The sequence below is a fragment of the Amycolatopsis magusensis genome, from assembly GCF_017875555.1.
Classification (GTDB): domain Bacteria; phylum Actinomycetota; class Actinomycetes; order Mycobacteriales; family Pseudonocardiaceae; genus Amycolatopsis; species Amycolatopsis magusensis.
This window is the reverse complement of record NZ_JAGGMS010000001.1, coordinates 3,807,029-3,822,405: the sequence shown is the minus strand read 5'-3', so window position 1 is coordinate 3,822,405 and position 15,377 is coordinate 3,807,029. Positions and strand designations below refer to the sequence as shown.

Annotated in this window: 15 protein-coding genes; 8 read left to right on the top strand and 7 right to left on the bottom strand. The window is 71.2% G+C overall.

All coding sequences use genetic code 11. The annotated features are described in order from the left end of the window. The first annotated feature begins 13 nt into the window (after nt 1-13). Nucleotides 14-2,149: an MMPL family transporter gene (locus tag JOM49_RS17000; protein WP_209665251.1), complete on the top strand. Its 2,136-nt coding sequence runs from the start codon at nt 14-16 to the stop codon at nt 2,147-2,149. Here the strand turns inward: JOM49_RS17000 and JOM49_RS16995 are convergent. From JOM49_RS16995 to JOM49_RS16985, 3 genes are all read right to left on the bottom strand, one after another. Further along, complete coding sequence (locus JOM49_RS16995) at nt 2,122-2,643, bottom strand: GNAT family N-acetyltransferase (RefSeq protein WP_209665250.1); 522 nt, start codon at nt 2,641-2,643, stop codon at nt 2,122-2,124. The genes JOM49_RS17000 and JOM49_RS16995 overlap by 28 nt on opposite strands. Nucleotides 2,644-2,733: 90 nt before the next feature. Continuing rightward, the gene (locus JOM49_RS16990; RefSeq protein ID WP_209665249.1) at nt 2,734-3,147 is read right to left on the bottom strand and encodes a histone-like nucleoid-structuring protein Lsr2; all 414 of its coding nucleotides are present in this window, start codon (nt 3,145-3,147) and stop codon (nt 2,734-2,736) included. A gap of 467 nt (nt 3,148-3,614) precedes the next feature. After that, nucleotides 3,615-4,115 carry an Lrp/AsnC family transcriptional regulator gene (locus JOM49_RS16985; RefSeq protein WP_209665248.1) on the bottom strand — a complete coding sequence of 167 codons (501 nt, stop codon included), beginning with the start codon at nt 4,113-4,115 and terminating at the stop codon, nt 3,615-3,617. 59 nt (nt 4,116-4,174) lie between these two features. Here JOM49_RS16985 and JOM49_RS16980 point away from each other — a divergent pair, with 59 nt between their 5' ends. The 4 genes from JOM49_RS16980 to JOM49_RS16965 are packed head-to-tail and all read left to right on the top strand — an operon-like array spanning nt 4,175 to nt 7,508. Then, entirely contained in the window at nt 4,175-5,338 is a 1,164-nt protein-coding gene (locus JOM49_RS16980; RefSeq protein ID WP_209665247.1) for a trans-sulfuration enzyme family protein, read from the top strand. Next, entirely contained in the window at nt 5,335-6,132 is a 798-nt protein-coding gene (locus JOM49_RS16975; RefSeq protein ID WP_308158767.1) for a GNAT family N-acetyltransferase, read from the top strand. The genes JOM49_RS16980 and JOM49_RS16975 overlap by 4 nt, the downstream gene beginning before the upstream one ends. A 10-nt stretch (nt 6,133-6,142) precedes the next feature. After that, nucleotides 6,143-6,535, top strand: coding sequence for a PGPGW domain-containing protein (locus JOM49_RS16970; RefSeq protein ID WP_209665246.1), 393 nt, complete (start codon nt 6,143-6,145; stop codon nt 6,533-6,535). 10 nt (nt 6,536-6,545) lie between these two features. Beyond that, entirely contained in the window at nt 6,546-7,508 is a 963-nt protein-coding gene (locus tag JOM49_RS16965) for an MBL fold metallo-hydrolase (RefSeq protein WP_209665245.1), read from the top strand. 6 nt (nt 7,509-7,514) lie between these two features. On the opposite strand, the gene JOM49_RS16960 is transcribed toward JOM49_RS16965, so the two are convergent. From JOM49_RS16960 to JOM49_RS16945, 4 genes are read right to left on the bottom strand one after another with little or no spacing between them, the layout of a single operon-like run. Next, entirely contained in the window at nt 7,515-9,089 is a 1,575-nt protein-coding gene (locus tag JOM49_RS16960) for a hypothetical protein (RefSeq protein WP_209665244.1), read from the bottom strand. Next, nucleotides 9,065-9,835 (bottom strand): ABC transporter ATP-binding protein, encoded by a 771-nt coding sequence (locus JOM49_RS16955; RefSeq protein WP_209665243.1) that lies wholly within the window; start codon nt 9,833-9,835, stop codon nt 9,065-9,067. Before JOM49_RS16955 ends, JOM49_RS16960 begins: the two co-directional genes overlap by 25 nt. Continuing rightward, nucleotides 9,836-11,173, bottom strand: coding sequence for a 3-carboxy-cis,cis-muconate cycloisomerase (gene pcaB, locus JOM49_RS16950; protein WP_209665242.1), 1,338 nt, complete (start codon nt 11,171-11,173; stop codon nt 9,836-9,838). Nucleotides 11,174-11,195: 22 nt separating this feature from the next. After that, the gene (locus tag JOM49_RS16945; RefSeq protein ID WP_209665241.1) at nt 11,196-12,551 is read right to left on the bottom strand and encodes a PQQ-dependent sugar dehydrogenase; all 1,356 of its coding nucleotides are present in this window, start codon (nt 12,549-12,551) and stop codon (nt 11,196-11,198) included. Nucleotides 12,552-12,681: 130 nt separating this feature from the next. Between JOM49_RS16945 and JOM49_RS16940 the strand changes: the two genes are divergently transcribed. From JOM49_RS16940 to JOM49_RS16930, 3 genes are all read left to right on the top strand, one after another. After that, nucleotides 12,682-13,566, top strand: a complete 885-nt coding sequence (locus JOM49_RS16940; RefSeq protein ID WP_209665240.1) for an ADP-ribosylglycohydrolase family protein — start codon at nt 12,682-12,684, stop codon at nt 13,564-13,566. 225 nt (nt 13,567-13,791) lie between these two features. Further along, complete coding sequence (locus JOM49_RS16935) at nt 13,792-14,091, top strand: hypothetical protein (RefSeq protein ID WP_245369353.1); 300 nt, start codon at nt 13,792-13,794, stop codon at nt 14,089-14,091. Next, complete coding sequence (locus JOM49_RS16930) at nt 14,088-15,341, top strand: nucleotide sugar dehydrogenase (RefSeq protein ID WP_209665239.1); 1,254 nt, start codon at nt 14,088-14,090, stop codon at nt 15,339-15,341. The genes JOM49_RS16935 and JOM49_RS16930 overlap by 4 nt, the downstream gene beginning before the upstream one ends. Nucleotides 15,342-15,377: the final 36 nt, after the last annotated feature.

Here is a 15,377-nt window from a genome sequence, read left to right as displayed (position 1 = left end):
AGGACATCAGTTCATGCTGCCCGATGGCAAATCGGCAGGCCGTCGTCCGGTGACCGAGCGGGTCGCCTGCTGGTCGGCCGAGCACCGCGGCAAGGCGATCGCCGGGTGGTTCGCGCTGGTCGCGCTCACCCTCGCAATCAGCTTTCTGGCCTCCGGACCGGACGCGCCCAACACCGATCCCGGCGAATCCGGCGAAGCCCAAACGGCTCTGCGAGCGGAAACCGCGTACGAACCCGTCCACGAATACGTACTGGTGCAAGCGATTGCGCCGGTGGATCCGGCAGCGGCGGTGGCCGACCTTGCCTCGTCGCTGCGCCAGCGTGGTGAGGTGACCGCGGTCCGCTCCCCCGCCGATCCGGACGGCGTGAACCTGATCTCCGCCGACGGCCGGTCGTTCCTGGTCACCTTCCACCTCAGCGGCCCGAATCCGCAGACCCCGGCGCGGGCACGGGCCGCGACCGAGGTGATCGAGGCGGTCGCGGCCCGGCACCCGGATGTCCGCGTGGCGCAGGCAGGCGATCGCAGTCTGACCGCCGCGGTGGACGAGGCGATCAAGAACGATCTCAGCCGGTCGCATCTGCTCTCGCTGCCGATCACCTTGCTGATCCTGGTGGTGGTCTTCGGCTCGCTCGTGGCCGCCGGACTGCCCCTGTTGCTGACGCTCACCGTGGTCGCCGCGACCTTCTCGCTGCTCGCGGTGATCGGCAAGGTGGTGCCGTTCAACAGCGCGGGATCGGCGCTGGTGCTGCTGATCGGGGTCGCGGTCGGGGTGGACTATTCCTTGTTCATCCTGCGGCGCCACCGCGAAGAACGCCACGCCGGGCGGGCGACCGCGGACGCGTTGCGCGTCACCGCCCGCACTTCCGGCCGCGTGGTGGTGGTTTCCGGGCTGACCGTGGTGCTGTGCCTGACCGGCCTGCTGTTCACCGGGCTCGGGGTGTTCCGCGGCCTGACCATCGGCACCGCACTGGTGGTCGGGTTGGCGATGCTCGGCGCGGTGACCGTGCTGCCCGCATTGCTTTCGCTGCTGGGCGACCGGATCGACGCACTGCGGTTGCCGTGGTTCGGGCGCGGGCGGACCTCCGCGCGGGAGTCACGGGCGTGGGCGTCCATCGCCGCCGCCGTGGTGAAGCGGCCACTGGCGTGGGGTGGCCTGGCCACGCTCGCGCTGCTGCTGACCGCCGCTCCGGCGCTCGGCATGCGCCTGCAGGACGCCGCGATCACGCAGAGCCTGCCGCGTGACGTACCGGCCGTCGACGCGGCGATCCGGATGGGCGAGGCCTTTCCCGGAATGCCGATCCCGGCGCGCGTCGTGGTGTGGAACCAGAGCACGGAACCGGGTCCGGCGATCGGCGAACTGCGGGAACGGGTGGCGGCCAGCGGGGGCAGGCTGTTCGAACCGGTGGCCGTCTCGGAAGTCGGGGAAACCCTGGTGATCCGGGTGCCGCTCGCCGGTACGGGCACCGACCCGCAGTCGGCCGCGGCGCTGGAATACCTGCGGCACGAGGTGCTGCCGGACGTCTTCGGCGGCAAGGCGGAATACGCGGTCGGCGGCCGGACCGCGACCCCGTACGACTTCACCGCGCGAATAGCCGAACGCGGGCCGTTCGTTTTCGCCTTCGTGCTGGTGCTGGCGTTCGTCCTGCTGCTGGTGGCGTTCCGCTCGATCGCCATCCCGCTGGTCTCGATCGTGCTGAACCTGCTCTCGATCGGCGCCGCCTACGGGGTGCTGACCTGGGTTTTCCAGTTCGGCAACCTCAGTGGGCCGCTCGGGTTCACCGCGTACGGCGGAGTGGTGGGCTGGCTGCCGCTGTTCATCTTCGTCCTGCTATTCGGGCTGAGCATGGACTACCACATCTTCATCCTCAGCCGCATTCGCGAACGCTTCACCCCCGGCGACGCCCGTGGTGCGATCGTCCGCGGAATCGGCGCCAGTTCCGGCGTGGTCACCAGCGCCGCGGTGATCATGATCGCGGTATTCGCGGTTTTCCTCACGCTGACCGCGATCGAGTACAAAATGCTCGGCCTGGGAATGGCGGCCGCCGTCTTCATCGACGCCACCGTGGTCCGCGGTGTCCTGCTCCCCGCCGCCCTCTCGCTACTGGGCGATCGGGCCTGGGGTCAACGCCCGGTGAAAACGAGGTCGTGACCGTCGTGGCCGGGGCCGTCCAGGTGGGCGGCTCTGGCCAGGCCGGCGCGCGCGGCGACCTTCGCCGAGGCGTGGTTGGCCGGGCGGACCCTGGCGATCACGGAATAGGACGGCTGGTGCGCGGCGGCCCATTCCACCACCGCGGTGGCGGCTTCGGTGGCCAGGCCGGCTCCCCAGTGCGCCGGGGCGAAACGGTAGAAGAGGTTGAGCACCATGCGCTCGTCGAAGCGCATCACTTTCACGCCGCAGAAACCGGCGGGCTCGGGCCCGGCCGCGGTGCGCACGGTCCAATAGCCGAAGCCGTAACCGGACCAATGCGCGTCCCAGCGGTGGAACAGTTCTTCGGCTTCGTCACGCGCTGTGAGCCGATCGGACGGATTGTGCGCACAGGTGCGTGGATCGCGGTGAATGGCGAGGATGGCGTCGATATCGGCGGCCGCTGGCCGGCGCAGGCTCAACCGCCCGGTCGCCAGTTCCTCGTGGGCCGCCCCCATGGCCCGCAGCCTAACCAGCGCGGGCCACCCGGCGCCACCGGTCCGGAGTGGATGGTCCACCCGGGTCCGGGGCGCCGGGCCCGTACGGCACTACTTCGCCGCCGCCTTCTTGCGGGGGGCGCGCTTGCGCGGAGCGGCCTTGACCGCCGCCGCGGCGGGCTTGCGCTGCGCCTCTTCGAAGGCCTCGGTGATCTCGGCCGAAATGCGGCCGCGCTCGGAAACCTGGTAGCCGTTCTCCCTGGCCCATTCGCGGACCTGCCGGGCGCGCTCGCGGTCGGCACCGCTGGAGGAGGAAGCCGATTCCCCGGTGGCCAGGCGCACCTTGCGCCCGCCCGTGCGCCGGCCGGCCGCGATGAACCGGGCGAGCTCGTCACGGAGGTTGGCGGCGTTGTCGTCCGACAGGTCGATCTCGTAGGACACACCGTCCAAACCGAACGGCACGGTCTGCGTGGCGATCTCGCCGTCGATGTCGTCGATCATCTCGACCAGAACCTTCTGCGCCATAATTCGCTCTCTTCCCGCTTCGTTGATCAGCAAGCCGCACCATAACGGGCGCGGCAGTCGCGGCGTGCGAGGCCCCGCCGTGAACAGTTTCTCATTCTCGGCCCCCAACGCAAAAGCCGGATCACGAACGACGTGTCAATCCGGTTGCACGCCGGACAAGAAACGGGCCGTCCACACAGGACGCTGCAGTTCAGGGGCTCGCGCCGCGACCGGCCGAAGAACGGGAGCGAAAATATCGCGCAGCGTGAGGGGTCGCCGCCACCGGCGTGAACGCTTGTTATGGTGGCCCGATCGGCGTAGAGCGCACCCGGCGGGCGGGCATCCTCACCCCCGGATGTGCCGGCCCCCCAGTTCCGCCATTTGCCGGATCCGTTCGACGGCGACCCGGGAGTCCGGATGGCGGAATTCCCCTCGAAGCATTTTCGATCGTGGTCGCCGTCAAAGACATGATACCGATCGGTCACCTGTCATGGGACGTCCTTTGTGGAGGTCCGCCCGGGGTACGGGGTGAGCGGACCGCCGGGCCAGGTGGAGAAGATCAGGTGCGTCTGCAGCCGCGCCACCTCCGGGCGCGCGGTGAATTCGTCGAGCACCAGGCGCTGCAGGTCCTGGCTGTTGCCGCAGGCGACGTGCACGATGAAATCGTCCGGCCCGGTCACGTGGTGCACCGCGCGGGTTTCCGGCAGCCCGAGCACGTGCGTGATGAACGGGTCGACCAGCGGGCGCGCGTGCGGCTGGACCTGCACCGCGAGCAGCGCCTCGATCGGACGGCCGACCGCCGCCGGGTCGACCTGCGCGGTGTAGCCGGTGATCGCCCCGGCCCGGCGCAGCCGCGCGACGCGGTCCAGGCAGGTCGAGGGCGCGATGCCGACCGCCGCCGCCAGCTCCTTGTTCGCCATCCGGCCGTCGTTCTGCAAGCGCCGCAGGATCTCGGCGTCCACCGAATCCAGGCGCACATTCTGCTCCATGCGCCGAACATAGTCCGGACCTCGTGGCCGTGTCCCGGCTCGCCTGCCAGGTTCGGCGCATGACCACACTGAACACCCGTGCCGTGCACGCCGGCCGCGACGACCTGGTGGAACTCGGCGTGCACGCGGTCCCCCTCGACCTGTCCACCACCTACCCGTCACGGGACAGCCGCACCGAGGCCGACCGCCTCGACGTGCTCTGCACCGGCGCCCAGGTGGACGGCCCGCCGGTGTACGCGCGCGTAGGCAACCCGACCGTCGCCCGGTTCGAGACGGCGATGGCCGAACTCGAGGGCTGCGAGTCGGCCGTGGCCTTCGCCAGCGGGATGGCCGCGTTGTCGGCCTGCCTGCTCGCCGGGGTCTCGTCCGGCAGGCCGCACGTGGTGGCGGTCCGGCCGCTGTACGGCAGCAGCGACCACCTGATCGGCTCCGGCCTGCTCGGCACCCAGGTCACCTGGGCCAGGCCGGACGAGGTGGCCGGCGCGATCCGCGACGACACCGGGCTGGTCATCGTGGAGACCCCGGCGAACCCGACGCTCTCCGAGACGAACCTGCGCCGCCTTTCCGACGCGTGCGGCCCGGTTCCGTTGCTCGCGGACAACACCTTCGCCACCCCGGCGTTGCAGCGCCCGGCCGAGCACGGCGCGCGGATCGTCCTGCACAGCGCGACGAAGTTCCTCGGCGGGCACGGGGACGTCCTCGGCGGCGTCGTGACCTGCGACGAGGAGTACGCGCGCCGGCTTCGCCAGTTGCGCTTCCTCACCGGCGCGACGCTGCACCCGCTGGCCGGGTACCTGCTGCTGCGCGGGCTTTCCACGTTGCCGCTGCGGATGCGGGCCGCGTCCGAGACGGCCGCCGAGCTGGCCGGGCGACTGGCCGATCACCCGCAGATCGCCAAGGTGCACTACCCCGGGCGCAACGAGAACCGGCCGGAGAAGCAGATGACCGGTGGCGGGCCGATGCTCGCGGTGGAGGTCCACGGCGACCCGCACGCGGTGATCGGGGCCGTCCGGTTGTTCACGCCCGCGGTCAGCCTGGGCAGCGTGGACAGCCTCATCCAGCACCCCGGTTCGCTCAGCCACCACATCATGGACCCGGCCGACCGCGCCGAGGGGGGCATCAGCGAGCAGCTGCTGCGGATCTCGGTCGGCCTGGAGGACGTCGAGGACCTGTGGGCCGACCTCGACCAGGCACTGGCGGCCAGTGGATCATCGGCAGGGTGAACCTCGCCGCGGCCGCCGAAGCCAACCTCGCCGAACACGCCTGCCACCTGCACCGCGCCTGCCCCGGCATGAGCGTGCGCGAGAGCGGTGACCTGCTCATCGCGGACAGCGGGCTCGACGACGACACCTTCAACATCGTCGCCCGAGCCCGCTTCACCCGAGAAAACGCGGATGAGCGGATCGCCGGGACGCTGGCCTCGCTGGGCCCGCGGCCGTTCTCCTGGTGGGTGGGTCCCGCGTCCGAGCCGCGAGACCTCGGCGCCCGGCTGGCCGCCGCGGGCCTCCCCGAGGCAGAGACCGAAGCTTCGATGTCCGTCGTGGTGGACGGCCCGCTGCCGGAGGAACCAGAGGTGGGCTTGGACATCCGCGTGGCGAGCACGCGTGGCGAACTGGACGACTACGCCCGCGTGCTGGCCGCGAACTGGGAGCCGCCGGCGGCGACCGTGGTCGAGTTCGTCGCGAAGACCGCCGCACTCGCGCTGGCTCCCGGGTGCCCGGCCCGCTACCTGGTCGGCTACCACGACGGCGTGCCCGTCTGCACCGGTGAGGTCTTCCTGCACGCGGGTGTCGCGGGCATCTACAACATCAGCACGCTGGCGAGCCACCGGCGGCGCGGGTTCGGCGGGACGATGACGCTGGCGGTCATGCGCACGGCCGTCGACGCGGGCTTCCCGGCCTTGGTGCTCCAGGCTTCGCCGTCGGGTGAACCGGTCTACCGACGGCTCGGGTTCTCCGTGGACGGATCGTTCACCGAGTACGCCGCTCGCCCGGCCGATCCGGGCACGCTCGGTTAACGTGAAGCCGATGAAGCGCGTGCTGATGACCGTGGCGGGCGTGCTGATCCTGGTGATCGGCGTCGCGCTGCTCGTGCTGCCCGGGCCCGGCCTGCTGCTGGTGCTGGCCGGGCTGCTGATCCTCGCCTCGGTGTTCCCGAAGCTGGAGCGCTACGTCGACCCGGTGCAGGAGCGGGCGATGAAGGCCGCCGAGGACAGCGTGTCCTCGCCGCTGCGGATCACCGGCTCGGTGCTGGCCGGGCTGGGGCTGATCGCGGCCGGGATCGTCTGGGGCCTGGTCCCTGGCCTGCCGCTGGCGGGCTGGAGCACCGGCACGAGCCTGATCCTGTCCGGCATCGTGCTGCTGGTCCTGCTCGGCTACAGCTACCGGCGAGTACAGTCCCGGCGCGCCGAGCGGCGTTAGCATCGGGGGCATGACGGAGAAGGCGTTCGCATCCTCGGCCGATCTGGAAGAGAAGCAGCGCACCCTCGAGGTGCTCGCCGACGGCGTCTACGCGCTGACCGCGCAGGGCGATCCGAACATCGGGGCGATCGAGGGCGAGGACTTCCTGGTCTGCTTCGAAGCGCTCGCCACCCCGGTCGCGGCCCGCGAATGGCTGGCCGAACTGCGCAAGCACACCAGCAAACCGGTGCGCTACCTCGTGCTTTCGCACTACCACGCGGTGCGGGTGCTGGGCGCGTCCGCTTTCGACGCCGAGGTGATCGTGGCGCACGAGAACACGCGCGCGCTGATCGCCGAACGCGGGATCGCCGACTGGGAAAGCGAGTTCGGCCGGATGCCGCGCCTGGCCAAGGGCGCCGAGTCGGTGCCGGGCCTGACCTGGCCCACGCTCACCTTCTCCGACCGGCTGACCATCGAACTCGGCGGTGAGCGCGGCGAACTGGAACTGCACCACTGCGGGCGCGGCCACACCGAGGGCGATCTGGTGGCCTGGCTTCCCAAGCAGCGCATCCTCTACGCCGGTGACCTGGTCGAGGCCGAGGCCGCGCTGTACACCGGCGACGCCTTCCACCGCGACTGGTCGTCGTCCACTTTGGACCGCGTGCGGGAGTTCGGCGCGGAGACGCTGATCGGCGGGCGTGGCGGGGTGAGCCGGGGCCGCGAGGCGGTCGACGCGGCGATCGAGCAGACCCGGCACTTCCTCACCGTCATGCTCCGCGAGGTCGGTGCCGTGCGGGACGCCGGTGGGACGCTGAAGGAAGCCTTCGAGCGCACGCACGCCGCGTTGCACGAGCGGTACGGGCACTGGCCGATCTTCGAGCACTGCCTGCCGTTCGACGTCTCCCGGTTGTGGGACGAGCTGGGCGGCATCGAGCGCCCGGTGATCTGGACCGCCGAACGCGACCGCGAGGTCTGGGCCCAACTGCAGGGATAACGCGCCTCAGATCTCCTTGGCGACGGTGTTCAGCAGTTCCGGGCCCCGGTCGGTGAGCCGCCGCAACGCGAGCGCGCCCCACCACCACGCCAGCAGCCCGCCGACGGCCAGGCCGACCGGCACACCAGCCCACTTGAGCACGGCCGAGTCGTTCAGCTCGCCCAGGAGCACCACGCCGATCACCGGCAGCGCGGCGGCCAGTTGCAGCAGCGTGATCGCGAACATCATCAGCACCCGCGCGCAGCCCGGCCGTCCACCCGACGACCACGGGCTGGTGTTCCGGCGCGGATCGGGCAGCGGGTAGGCCACGTAGACCGACTGCAGCAGCACCACACCGGCCCCGGCGCCGAGCAGCGCGGGCAGCGCGCCGAGCACCCACGGGTACAGGTCCAGCCGTCCGCTCACCCCGGGCGTGACCAGGCCGAGCACCAAGGCGAGCGGCGCGACCAGCAGCACCCAGGCGAACTGGCGCCCGCGCACGTCGGCGCGCGGCGCCCCCGGGGTGACCAGGGTGTGCCACAGCGCGCTGCCGTCGAAGCCGTACAGGTTGCCCGCCTGAAGGCAGCCGAACACGGCGACGAACACGCCGAGCAGGGCCAGTGGCGCGGTCGAGTCACCGGAGAACGACGGCACCACGCAGACCACCACGCCCATGATCAGCGTGCCCATCAGTGCGACCCGCCGCCGCGCGTCCCGCCACCAGGTGCGGAGTTCCTTGCGCACCACCGCGCCGACCGGCGACACCGTCACCGGGGACGACTGGCCCGCCGACGACCGGACCCGGGCGGCACCGTGGAACGACGGCGAGGTCACGCTTCTGGCCAGCAGCGCGCCCCAGATCGTGAGCAGTACCCCGAGCAGGACCACCAAGCCGGCCAGCAGCACCACGACCAGGCCCCACGAGCCGGTACCGGCCGCGTGCACCGCGACCGCACCCCAGCCCGACGGCAGCACCCGCGTCACGGCCACGAGTTCGGGCGCCTGCCCCTGGATGATCGCCGGGCCCACGCTGTTCAGCGCGTAGTTGAGCCCGATGCCGGACAACCCGGTCAGCGCGACCAGCAGGATGCCGAGTTCCTTGCCCTTGCGCGAACTCAGCAGCGCGCCGAGCGCGGCCATCACCACCCGGTAGACCAGCACCACCAGCAACAACTGCAGCACCGCGAACAGCAGGCCGACCAGCGCCGGGGCCGGGCCGAACCGCAGCCCGTAGAAGTACAGCCCGCTGAACGCCACCAGGCTGACCAGCGTGGTCACCCCGACCAGGCTGGCCGCCAGCAGGCCGGTCGCCAGCCGCCGGTTCGACAGCGGCAGCAGCGCGAAGTGTTCCGGGCGCAGCGTTTCGTCCCCGCCCCCGGTGGCCACCGGCGCCAGCACCCAGCCGATCAGCCAGACCGCGTGGATCGAGGCCAGCAGGTCGACCGAGGTTTCCGGGCGGTCGAACGGCACGAAGCCGACGAGCAGCGTGCCCACCGCGGCCAGCAGGCCGATCAGCCCGCCGAAGACCCAGCCGACGATCCGGCTCCCGCGCAGCGAATTGCGCAGGACGAGCAGCTTCAGTCGGACGAAGACGCCAACCACGACAGTCCTTCCCCGCCGCCGGTGCGCCCGCCGACCAGCCGCACGAACGCCTCTTCGAGCGTGCCCTCGCCGCGCACCTCGGCCGCCGAGCCCGCCGCCACCACGCGTCCCTGCGTGATCACCGCGACGTGGCTGCACAACTGCTCCACCAGCGCCATCACGTGGCTGGAGAGCACCACGGCACCGCCGGAGGCGACGAACCGGTTGAGGATGGTGCGGATGGTCGAGGCGGACACCGGGTCCACCGCTTCGAACGGCTCGTCCAGCACCAGCAGGCGCGGCGCGTGCAGCAGCGCCATGGCCAGCCCGATCTTCTTGCGCATCCCGGCGGAGTAGTCGATCACCAGGGTGCGTTCGGCCTCGAGCAGTTCCAGCACGCCGAGCAGTTCGTGGGTGCGTTCGGCCACCGCCGCCGGGGCGAGGCCGCGCAGCTGTCCCATGTAGGTCAGCAGTTCGCGCCCGGTCAGCCGTTCCGGAATGGACAGTCCGTCCGGGAGCACGCCGACCAGCGCCTTGGCCCGGTCCGGCTCGGCCCACATGTCGGTGCCGAAGATCCGCACCGTGCCCGAGTCCGGGCGCAGCAGGCCGACCGCCATGGACAGCGAGGTGGTCTTGCCGGCACCGTTCGGCCCGACCAGGCCGAAGAACGAGCCGCGCGGCACCTCCAGGCTCACCTGGTCCGCCGCGATCGTCCGGCCGAACCGCTTGCTCAGGCCGTGCAGGCCCATGGCGGGTTCTTCTGCCATTTACTCCCCCAAGGTCTCCGTGGCCCGCGCGAGCACGCGGTCCACCAGTTCACCCGAAGCGCCAAGGTACTCCTCGGGGGCGCTGACGTCCGGCGCGTCGGGCAGTTCCTCGGCCAGCACGTCGGCGAGCGACCGGCCCTCGGCCGAGGCCTGGCGGTTCAACCGCGCCAGCAGGTCCTTCGCCGCGGCCTTGCCCATGGTGGACGCCAGCGCGATGGTGAGCCGTTCGGAGACGATGCCGCCGCCGGTGAGGTCCAGGTTCTTCCGCATCTGCGAGGGATGGGCCTCCAGCCCGCCCGCCAGTTCCGCCGCGGTGCGCGCGGCTCCGGCGGTGAGCCGCAGGCTTTCCCGCAGCGGCTGCCATTCCGAATGCCAGCCACCGCCGGCGCGTTCGTCCTCGGCGACCAGGCTCTGCACCAGGATCAACGCGTGCGCCGGCACCTGTTTGGCCGCCGAGAGCAGCAGGGTGGCCAGCACCGGGTTGCGCTTCTGCGGCATGGCCGAGGAAACGCCACGACCTTCGGCGGCCGGTTCGGTGACCTCACCGATTTCCGTGCGGGACAACACTTGTACGTCCACGGCCAGCTTGCCCAGCGCGCCCGCGGTGAACGCCAGCGCGGAGCCGAGGTCGGCGATCGGCGTGCGTGCGGTGTGCCACGGCAGCACCGGCTCGGCGAGCCCGAGCTGCCGCGCGAACGCCGCCGCCAGCTCCGGGCCGATCGGCTGCCGTCCGGCGTATTCCTGGTACGAGGCAAGGGTTCCCGCCGCACCGCCGAGTTGCGCGGGCAGCACCACCGACCGGACTCGGTCGAGCGCGTCCAGCACCAGCTGGAGCCAGGTCGCCGCCTTGAGGCCGAAGGAGATCGGCACGGCGTGCTGGGTGAGCGTGCGCCCGGCCATCGGGGTGTGACGGTGCTCGGCGGCCAGTCCGGCAAGCGAACCGGCCGTGCGCCGCAGATCCTCCTCGATCGCTTCCAGCGCTCGTTTCGCCACGAGCATCGAAGCGGAGTCGAGGATGTCCTGACTGGTCCCGCCGCGGTGCACGTACTCGGCGGTCGCCGGGTCGACCGCCGAGGTGAGCTGTTTGACCAGCGCGACCACCGGATTCGCTGCCCCCCTGGCCTGCTCGGCGAGCGCGGCCAGGTCGAACTGTCCTTTGTCGGCACCGGCGGCGATCCGCTCGGCGGCGTCCGCCGGGATCAGCTGCAGTTCCGCCTGCGCCCGCGCGAGCGCGACCTCCGCGTCGAGCATCGCGCGCAACCAAGCGTCGTCGGAAACCAGGGCGGCCAGTCCGGTGCCCGCCCACACCGGGGCGAGCAAGCCGGAGTCGATGTCCATGCCGTCATGCTATTCCGGCACGTCACCCCGCCGCCACGCGCCACACGGTGTGCCCGGCGTCGTCCGCGACGAGCAGTTCGCCCGCTTTCGTGCCGAGCACCCCGACCGGACGGCCATAGGTGTCGGCATTGTCCGGGTCAGGCTTGAACCCGGTGAGGAACTCCTCCGGCGGACCACTCGGCATCCCGTCGCGGAACGGCACGAAGTCGACCGTGAAGCCGACCGACCGGCCGCGGTTCCACGATCCGTGCTCACCGATGAACGCGCCGCCACGGTAGCGCTCGTCAAAAGCGCTGCCGCGGTAGAAAGCCAGGCCGAGCGGCGCGGTGTGCGCGCCGAGCGAGTAGTCCGGCACCAGCGACTTCGACACCAGGTCCGGCCGCTGGGGCTCGACCCGCTCGTCCACCCGCTGCCCCCAGTAGCTCCACGGCCAGCCGTAGAAGTCGCCGTCGCGCACGCGGGTCAGATAGTCCGGCGGCACGTCGTCGCCGAGCATGTCCCGCTCGTTCACGACCGTCCACAATGTACCTGTCTGCGGTTCGAAGTCGAGGCCGTTGGGGTTGCGCATCCCCGAGGCGAGCACCCGCTCCCCGGTGCCGTCCGGGTTGATCTCGAGCACCATCGCGCGCCGGATCTCGTTGTCCAGCCCGTTTTCCGCGACGTTGCTGCCGGAACCGACGGTCACGTACAGCTTCGAGCCGTCGGGCGCGGCGACGACGTTGCGCGTCCAGTGGTTGTTGTAGCCACCCGCGGGCAGGTCGAGGATCTTCTGCCCCGGGTCGCTGATCCGGGTTTCGCCTTCGCGGTACGGGAAGCGCCAGACGCTGTCGGTGTTGCCGACGTACAGCGCCTCGCCGATCAGCGCCATGCCGAACGGCTGGTTGAGGTTCTCCAGGAACGGCGTGCGGAACTCGGCGACCCCGTCCCCGTCGGCATCGCGCAGCAGCGTGATGCGGTTCGCGCTCTCCCCGCGCGAGCCGTCGTTGCCGCGCACCAGGTCGAACAGCGAGGCGAACAACCCACCGCCCGGCGCGGTGGCCGACTCCGCGGCGAGCACGTCGCCGTTGGGCAGCTGGTACAGCCAGCGCGGGTGGTCCAGCCCGGCCGCGAACCGCGTGACGGTGAAGCCCGGTGGCGCGGTCGGCGCCTTGTCGGCGGGCCAGCCGATCACGTTCGCGCCGTTGACCGTCGGAATGGTCTGCTCGTCGGGCGCGCCCACCTGCGGGTTCGCCCCCAGGCCCGCCGGATCCGGCGGATCACCGCCCGGGTCGAGCGCGTACGCCCCCACCGCGACCAGCAGCGCGACCACCAGCACGAAGCCGAGTGCCACCCAGCCGAGCCGTCGTCGGAGCCGTCCTGGTTTGCGGGTTTCCGGCATGACCGCCTCCTCGTCCGATTTGCCCGGACCCCAGCTTGGCCGAAGCGGCCGCGACCGGCATCTGTCAGACCGACTGGCCGGTACCGCGATTCCGCCAACCCGGGCGGCCGGCTTTGGCATAGTGGCGGGCATGGCACCCCTGAGCCCCGCGTACGCCAGCCTCCACGGCCTGAGGATCGGTGACGCCTTCGGCGCGCGGATCACCTTGCCGGGCGATCACCCCGACGTCGTCGGCCGGGTGCTGCCGCCGGGGCCGTGGGCCTGGACCGACGACACCGAGATGGCCTGCTCGGTGCTCAGCGTGCTCGACCGGCACGGCCACCTCGACCAGGACGACCTCGCCGACCACTTCCAGCGCCACTTCGACCCGGACCGCGGTTACGGCCCCGGCGCCGAGCGGGTGCTGCTGCGGTACCGGCGCGGCGAGTCGTGGCGGGACATCGCGCGGTCGGTCTTCGGCGGCGGGTCGTGGGGCAACGGTGCCGCGATGCGGGTCGCCCCGCTCGGCGCCTGGTTCGCCCCGGAGCTGGACCGGGTGGTCACCGAAGCCGCCAAGTCGGCCGAAGTCACCCACGCGCACCCGGAAGGCATCGCGGGCGCGGTGGCGGTGGCCGTCGCGGCCGCGCTGGCGTGCACCAGCCCGCTCGACGGCGGCGAGCTGCTCCGGGCGGTGGCCACGCGAGTCGCACTCGGCGAAGTCCGGCGCCGGATCGAGGTGGCCGCCGAGTTCCGCGGCACCGCCGAAGAAGCCGCGCGCGAACTGGGCAACGGCCGCGAAGTGAGCGCGATGGATTCCGTGCCGCTCTCGCTTTGGCTGGCGGCACACCACTTCGGCGATTTCGAGGACGCGCTGTGGACGGCGGCCCGGGTCGCCGAAGACGTGGACACGGTGTGCGCCATGACCGGCGGGATCATCGCGGCCCGCACCGGTTACGACGGGATTCCCGTGCGGTGGCGCGATTCCGGCGAACCGCTGCCGCGCTGGCTCGTCCCGTCCGCCGTTTACGAGGCGTGAGAAAAGCCCTGAGCCGAAACAGTTTCACGCCTACGTCCGTATTCTTCGCCCGTCCCACGCGGTGAACGCACGGTGATCATGCTCCACTGACGGGTTCCCGTCGCGTCACACCGTCACTCCTCCGGTGCTCCTTGCGCGCGACCTCTTACCGTCACTCTGGGCTGCTGCTACGTTACATTTCGCAACGGTTTGCCATTCCGCATTTCTGCGAACGAGGGGATCACCATGCGCAAAACCTGCTCCATGGCCGCGGTTCTCGCGGCTTTCACCACGCTGATGGTCACCGCACCGGCGTCGGCCGCTTCCGGCCGGGTGATGGTCTTCGAAACGGAATTCACCGAACTGACCGTCTACCAGGATCCGACGGGCTGCCACAAATTGCCGGCGGCCGCGCACGTACTGGTCAACGACACGGACGGCACCGTGCGGATCTACGGCGACCCGCTCTGCCTCACCCCGTCGCTCGAAGTCGCCCCGAACCACGGCTCGCACGTGGCCCCGGGCAGCGGAAGCTTCTCCGCTTGACCACCACCGGCCTGGTGGTCGTGGGGCTCGGTTACGTCGGCCTCCCGCTCGCGCGGCAGGCCTGCCGCGCCGGGGTGCCCACCACCGGCCTCGACATCGACGAACCGCTGGTGAGCAGCCTGAACGCGGGCCGGTCGCCGGTGCACGGGGTGACCGGGGACGACCTCGCTCACATGCTCGCCACCGGCTTCCGGGCCACCTCGGACGACGCCGTGCTGGCCACCGCCGAAACCGTGGTGATCTGCGTGCCGACCGGGCTGACCCCGCAGGGCAAACCGGACCTGCGGGCTGTCCGCTCGGCGGCGCGCGCCGTCGCCGGGCGGCTGCGGCCCGGCACGCTGGTGGTACTGGAATCGACGAGTTTCCCCGGCACGACCGAGGAGGTGGTGCGCCCCATTCTGGAAAGCGGCAGCGGGCTCGTCGCCGGCGAGGATTTCCACCTGGTCTATTCACCGGAACGGATCGATCCGGGAAATGCGCGTTACGGCATCGCCAACACCCCGAAGGTGATCGGCGGCCTCACCCCGCTCTGCGCGAAACACGGTGTCGCCTTCTACGGCGGACTGGTGGACACCGTGGTGGTCGCCAGGGGAACGCGGGAAGCGGAAATGTCGAAACTGCTGGAGAACACCTACCGGTTCGTCAACATCGCGCTGGTGAACGAGATGGCCGTGTTCTGCGACCGGATGAACATCGACGTGTGGGACGTGCTGGACTGCGCGGCGACCAAACCGTTCGGGTTCGCCCCGTTCCGGCCGGGCCCCGGCATCGGCGGGCACTGCATCCCGGTCGACCCGCTGTACCTGACCAGCAAGGCCCAGCGCGAGGGGTTCTCCTTCAGCCTGGTTTCCGCGGCCAGGCAGGTCAACGACGGCATGCCGGAGTACGTGGCCCGGCGAGCCGACGCGATCCTCGCCGACGGCCTGAACGGCGCCGAGGTGCTGCTGCTCGGCGTGACCTATAAGCCCGACGTGCCGGACGTGCGGGAGTCACCCGCGATCGCGGTGGCCGAAGCGTTCGCCGAGCGCGGGGCCAGACTGCGGTACCACGACCCGTACATCGACCGGTTCGAAGTGGACTCGGTGGCGCTGGACCGGGTGGAGGACCTGCCCGCCGCGCTCGCCGCCGCGGATCTGACCGTGCTGCTGCAGGACCACGAATGCTACGAGAGCGCACTGCTGGCGCGGGAAGCCCGCTGCCTGCTCGACACCCGCGGCCGGGTCGCCGGGCACCACGTGCGCCTGCTCTGAGATCTTCCGCCGGACCGCCGGCGGGGGCTAGTTCGC

Bases quoted from the DNA above. Each gene is read 5' to 3' on its own strand.
- JOM49_RS17000 (WP_209665251.1), top strand. From the start codon at position 14: ATGCTGCCCGATGGCAAATCGGCAGGCCGTCGTCCGGTGACCGAGCGG.
- JOM49_RS16995 (WP_209665250.1), bottom strand. From the start codon at position 2,643: ATGGGGGCGGCCCACGAGGAACTGGCGACCGGGCGGTTGAGCCTGCGC.
- JOM49_RS16990 (WP_209665249.1), bottom strand. From the start codon at position 3,147: ATGGCGCAGAAGGTTCTGGTCGAGATGATCGACGACATCGACGGCGAG.
- JOM49_RS16985 (WP_209665248.1), bottom strand. From the start codon at position 4,115: ATGGAGCAGAATGTGCGCCTGGATTCGGTGGACGCCGAGATCCTGCGG.
- JOM49_RS16980 (WP_209665247.1), top strand. From the start codon at position 4,175: ATGACCACACTGAACACCCGTGCCGTGCACGCCGGCCGCGACGACCTG.
- JOM49_RS16970 (WP_209665246.1), top strand. From the start codon at position 6,143: ATGAAGCGCGTGCTGATGACCGTGGCGGGCGTGCTGATCCTGGTGATC.
- JOM49_RS16965 (WP_209665245.1), top strand. From the start codon at position 6,546: ATGACGGAGAAGGCGTTCGCATCCTCGGCCGATCTGGAAGAGAAGCAG.
- JOM49_RS16955 (WP_209665243.1), bottom strand. From the start codon at position 9,835: ATGGCAGAAGAACCCGCCATGGGCCTGCACGGCCTGAGCAAGCGGTTC.
- pcaB (WP_209665242.1), bottom strand. From the start codon at position 11,173: ATGGACATCGACTCCGGCTTGCTCGCCCCGGTGTGGGCGGGCACCGGA.
- JOM49_RS16945 (WP_209665241.1), bottom strand. From the start codon at position 12,551: ATGCCGGAAACCCGCAAACCAGGACGGCTCCGACGACGGCTCGGCTGG.
- JOM49_RS16940 (WP_209665240.1), top strand. From the start codon at position 12,682: ATGGCACCCCTGAGCCCCGCGTACGCCAGCCTCCACGGCCTGAGGATC.
- JOM49_RS16935 (WP_245369353.1), top strand. From the start codon at position 13,792: ATGCGCAAAACCTGCTCCATGGCCGCGGTTCTCGCGGCTTTCACCACG.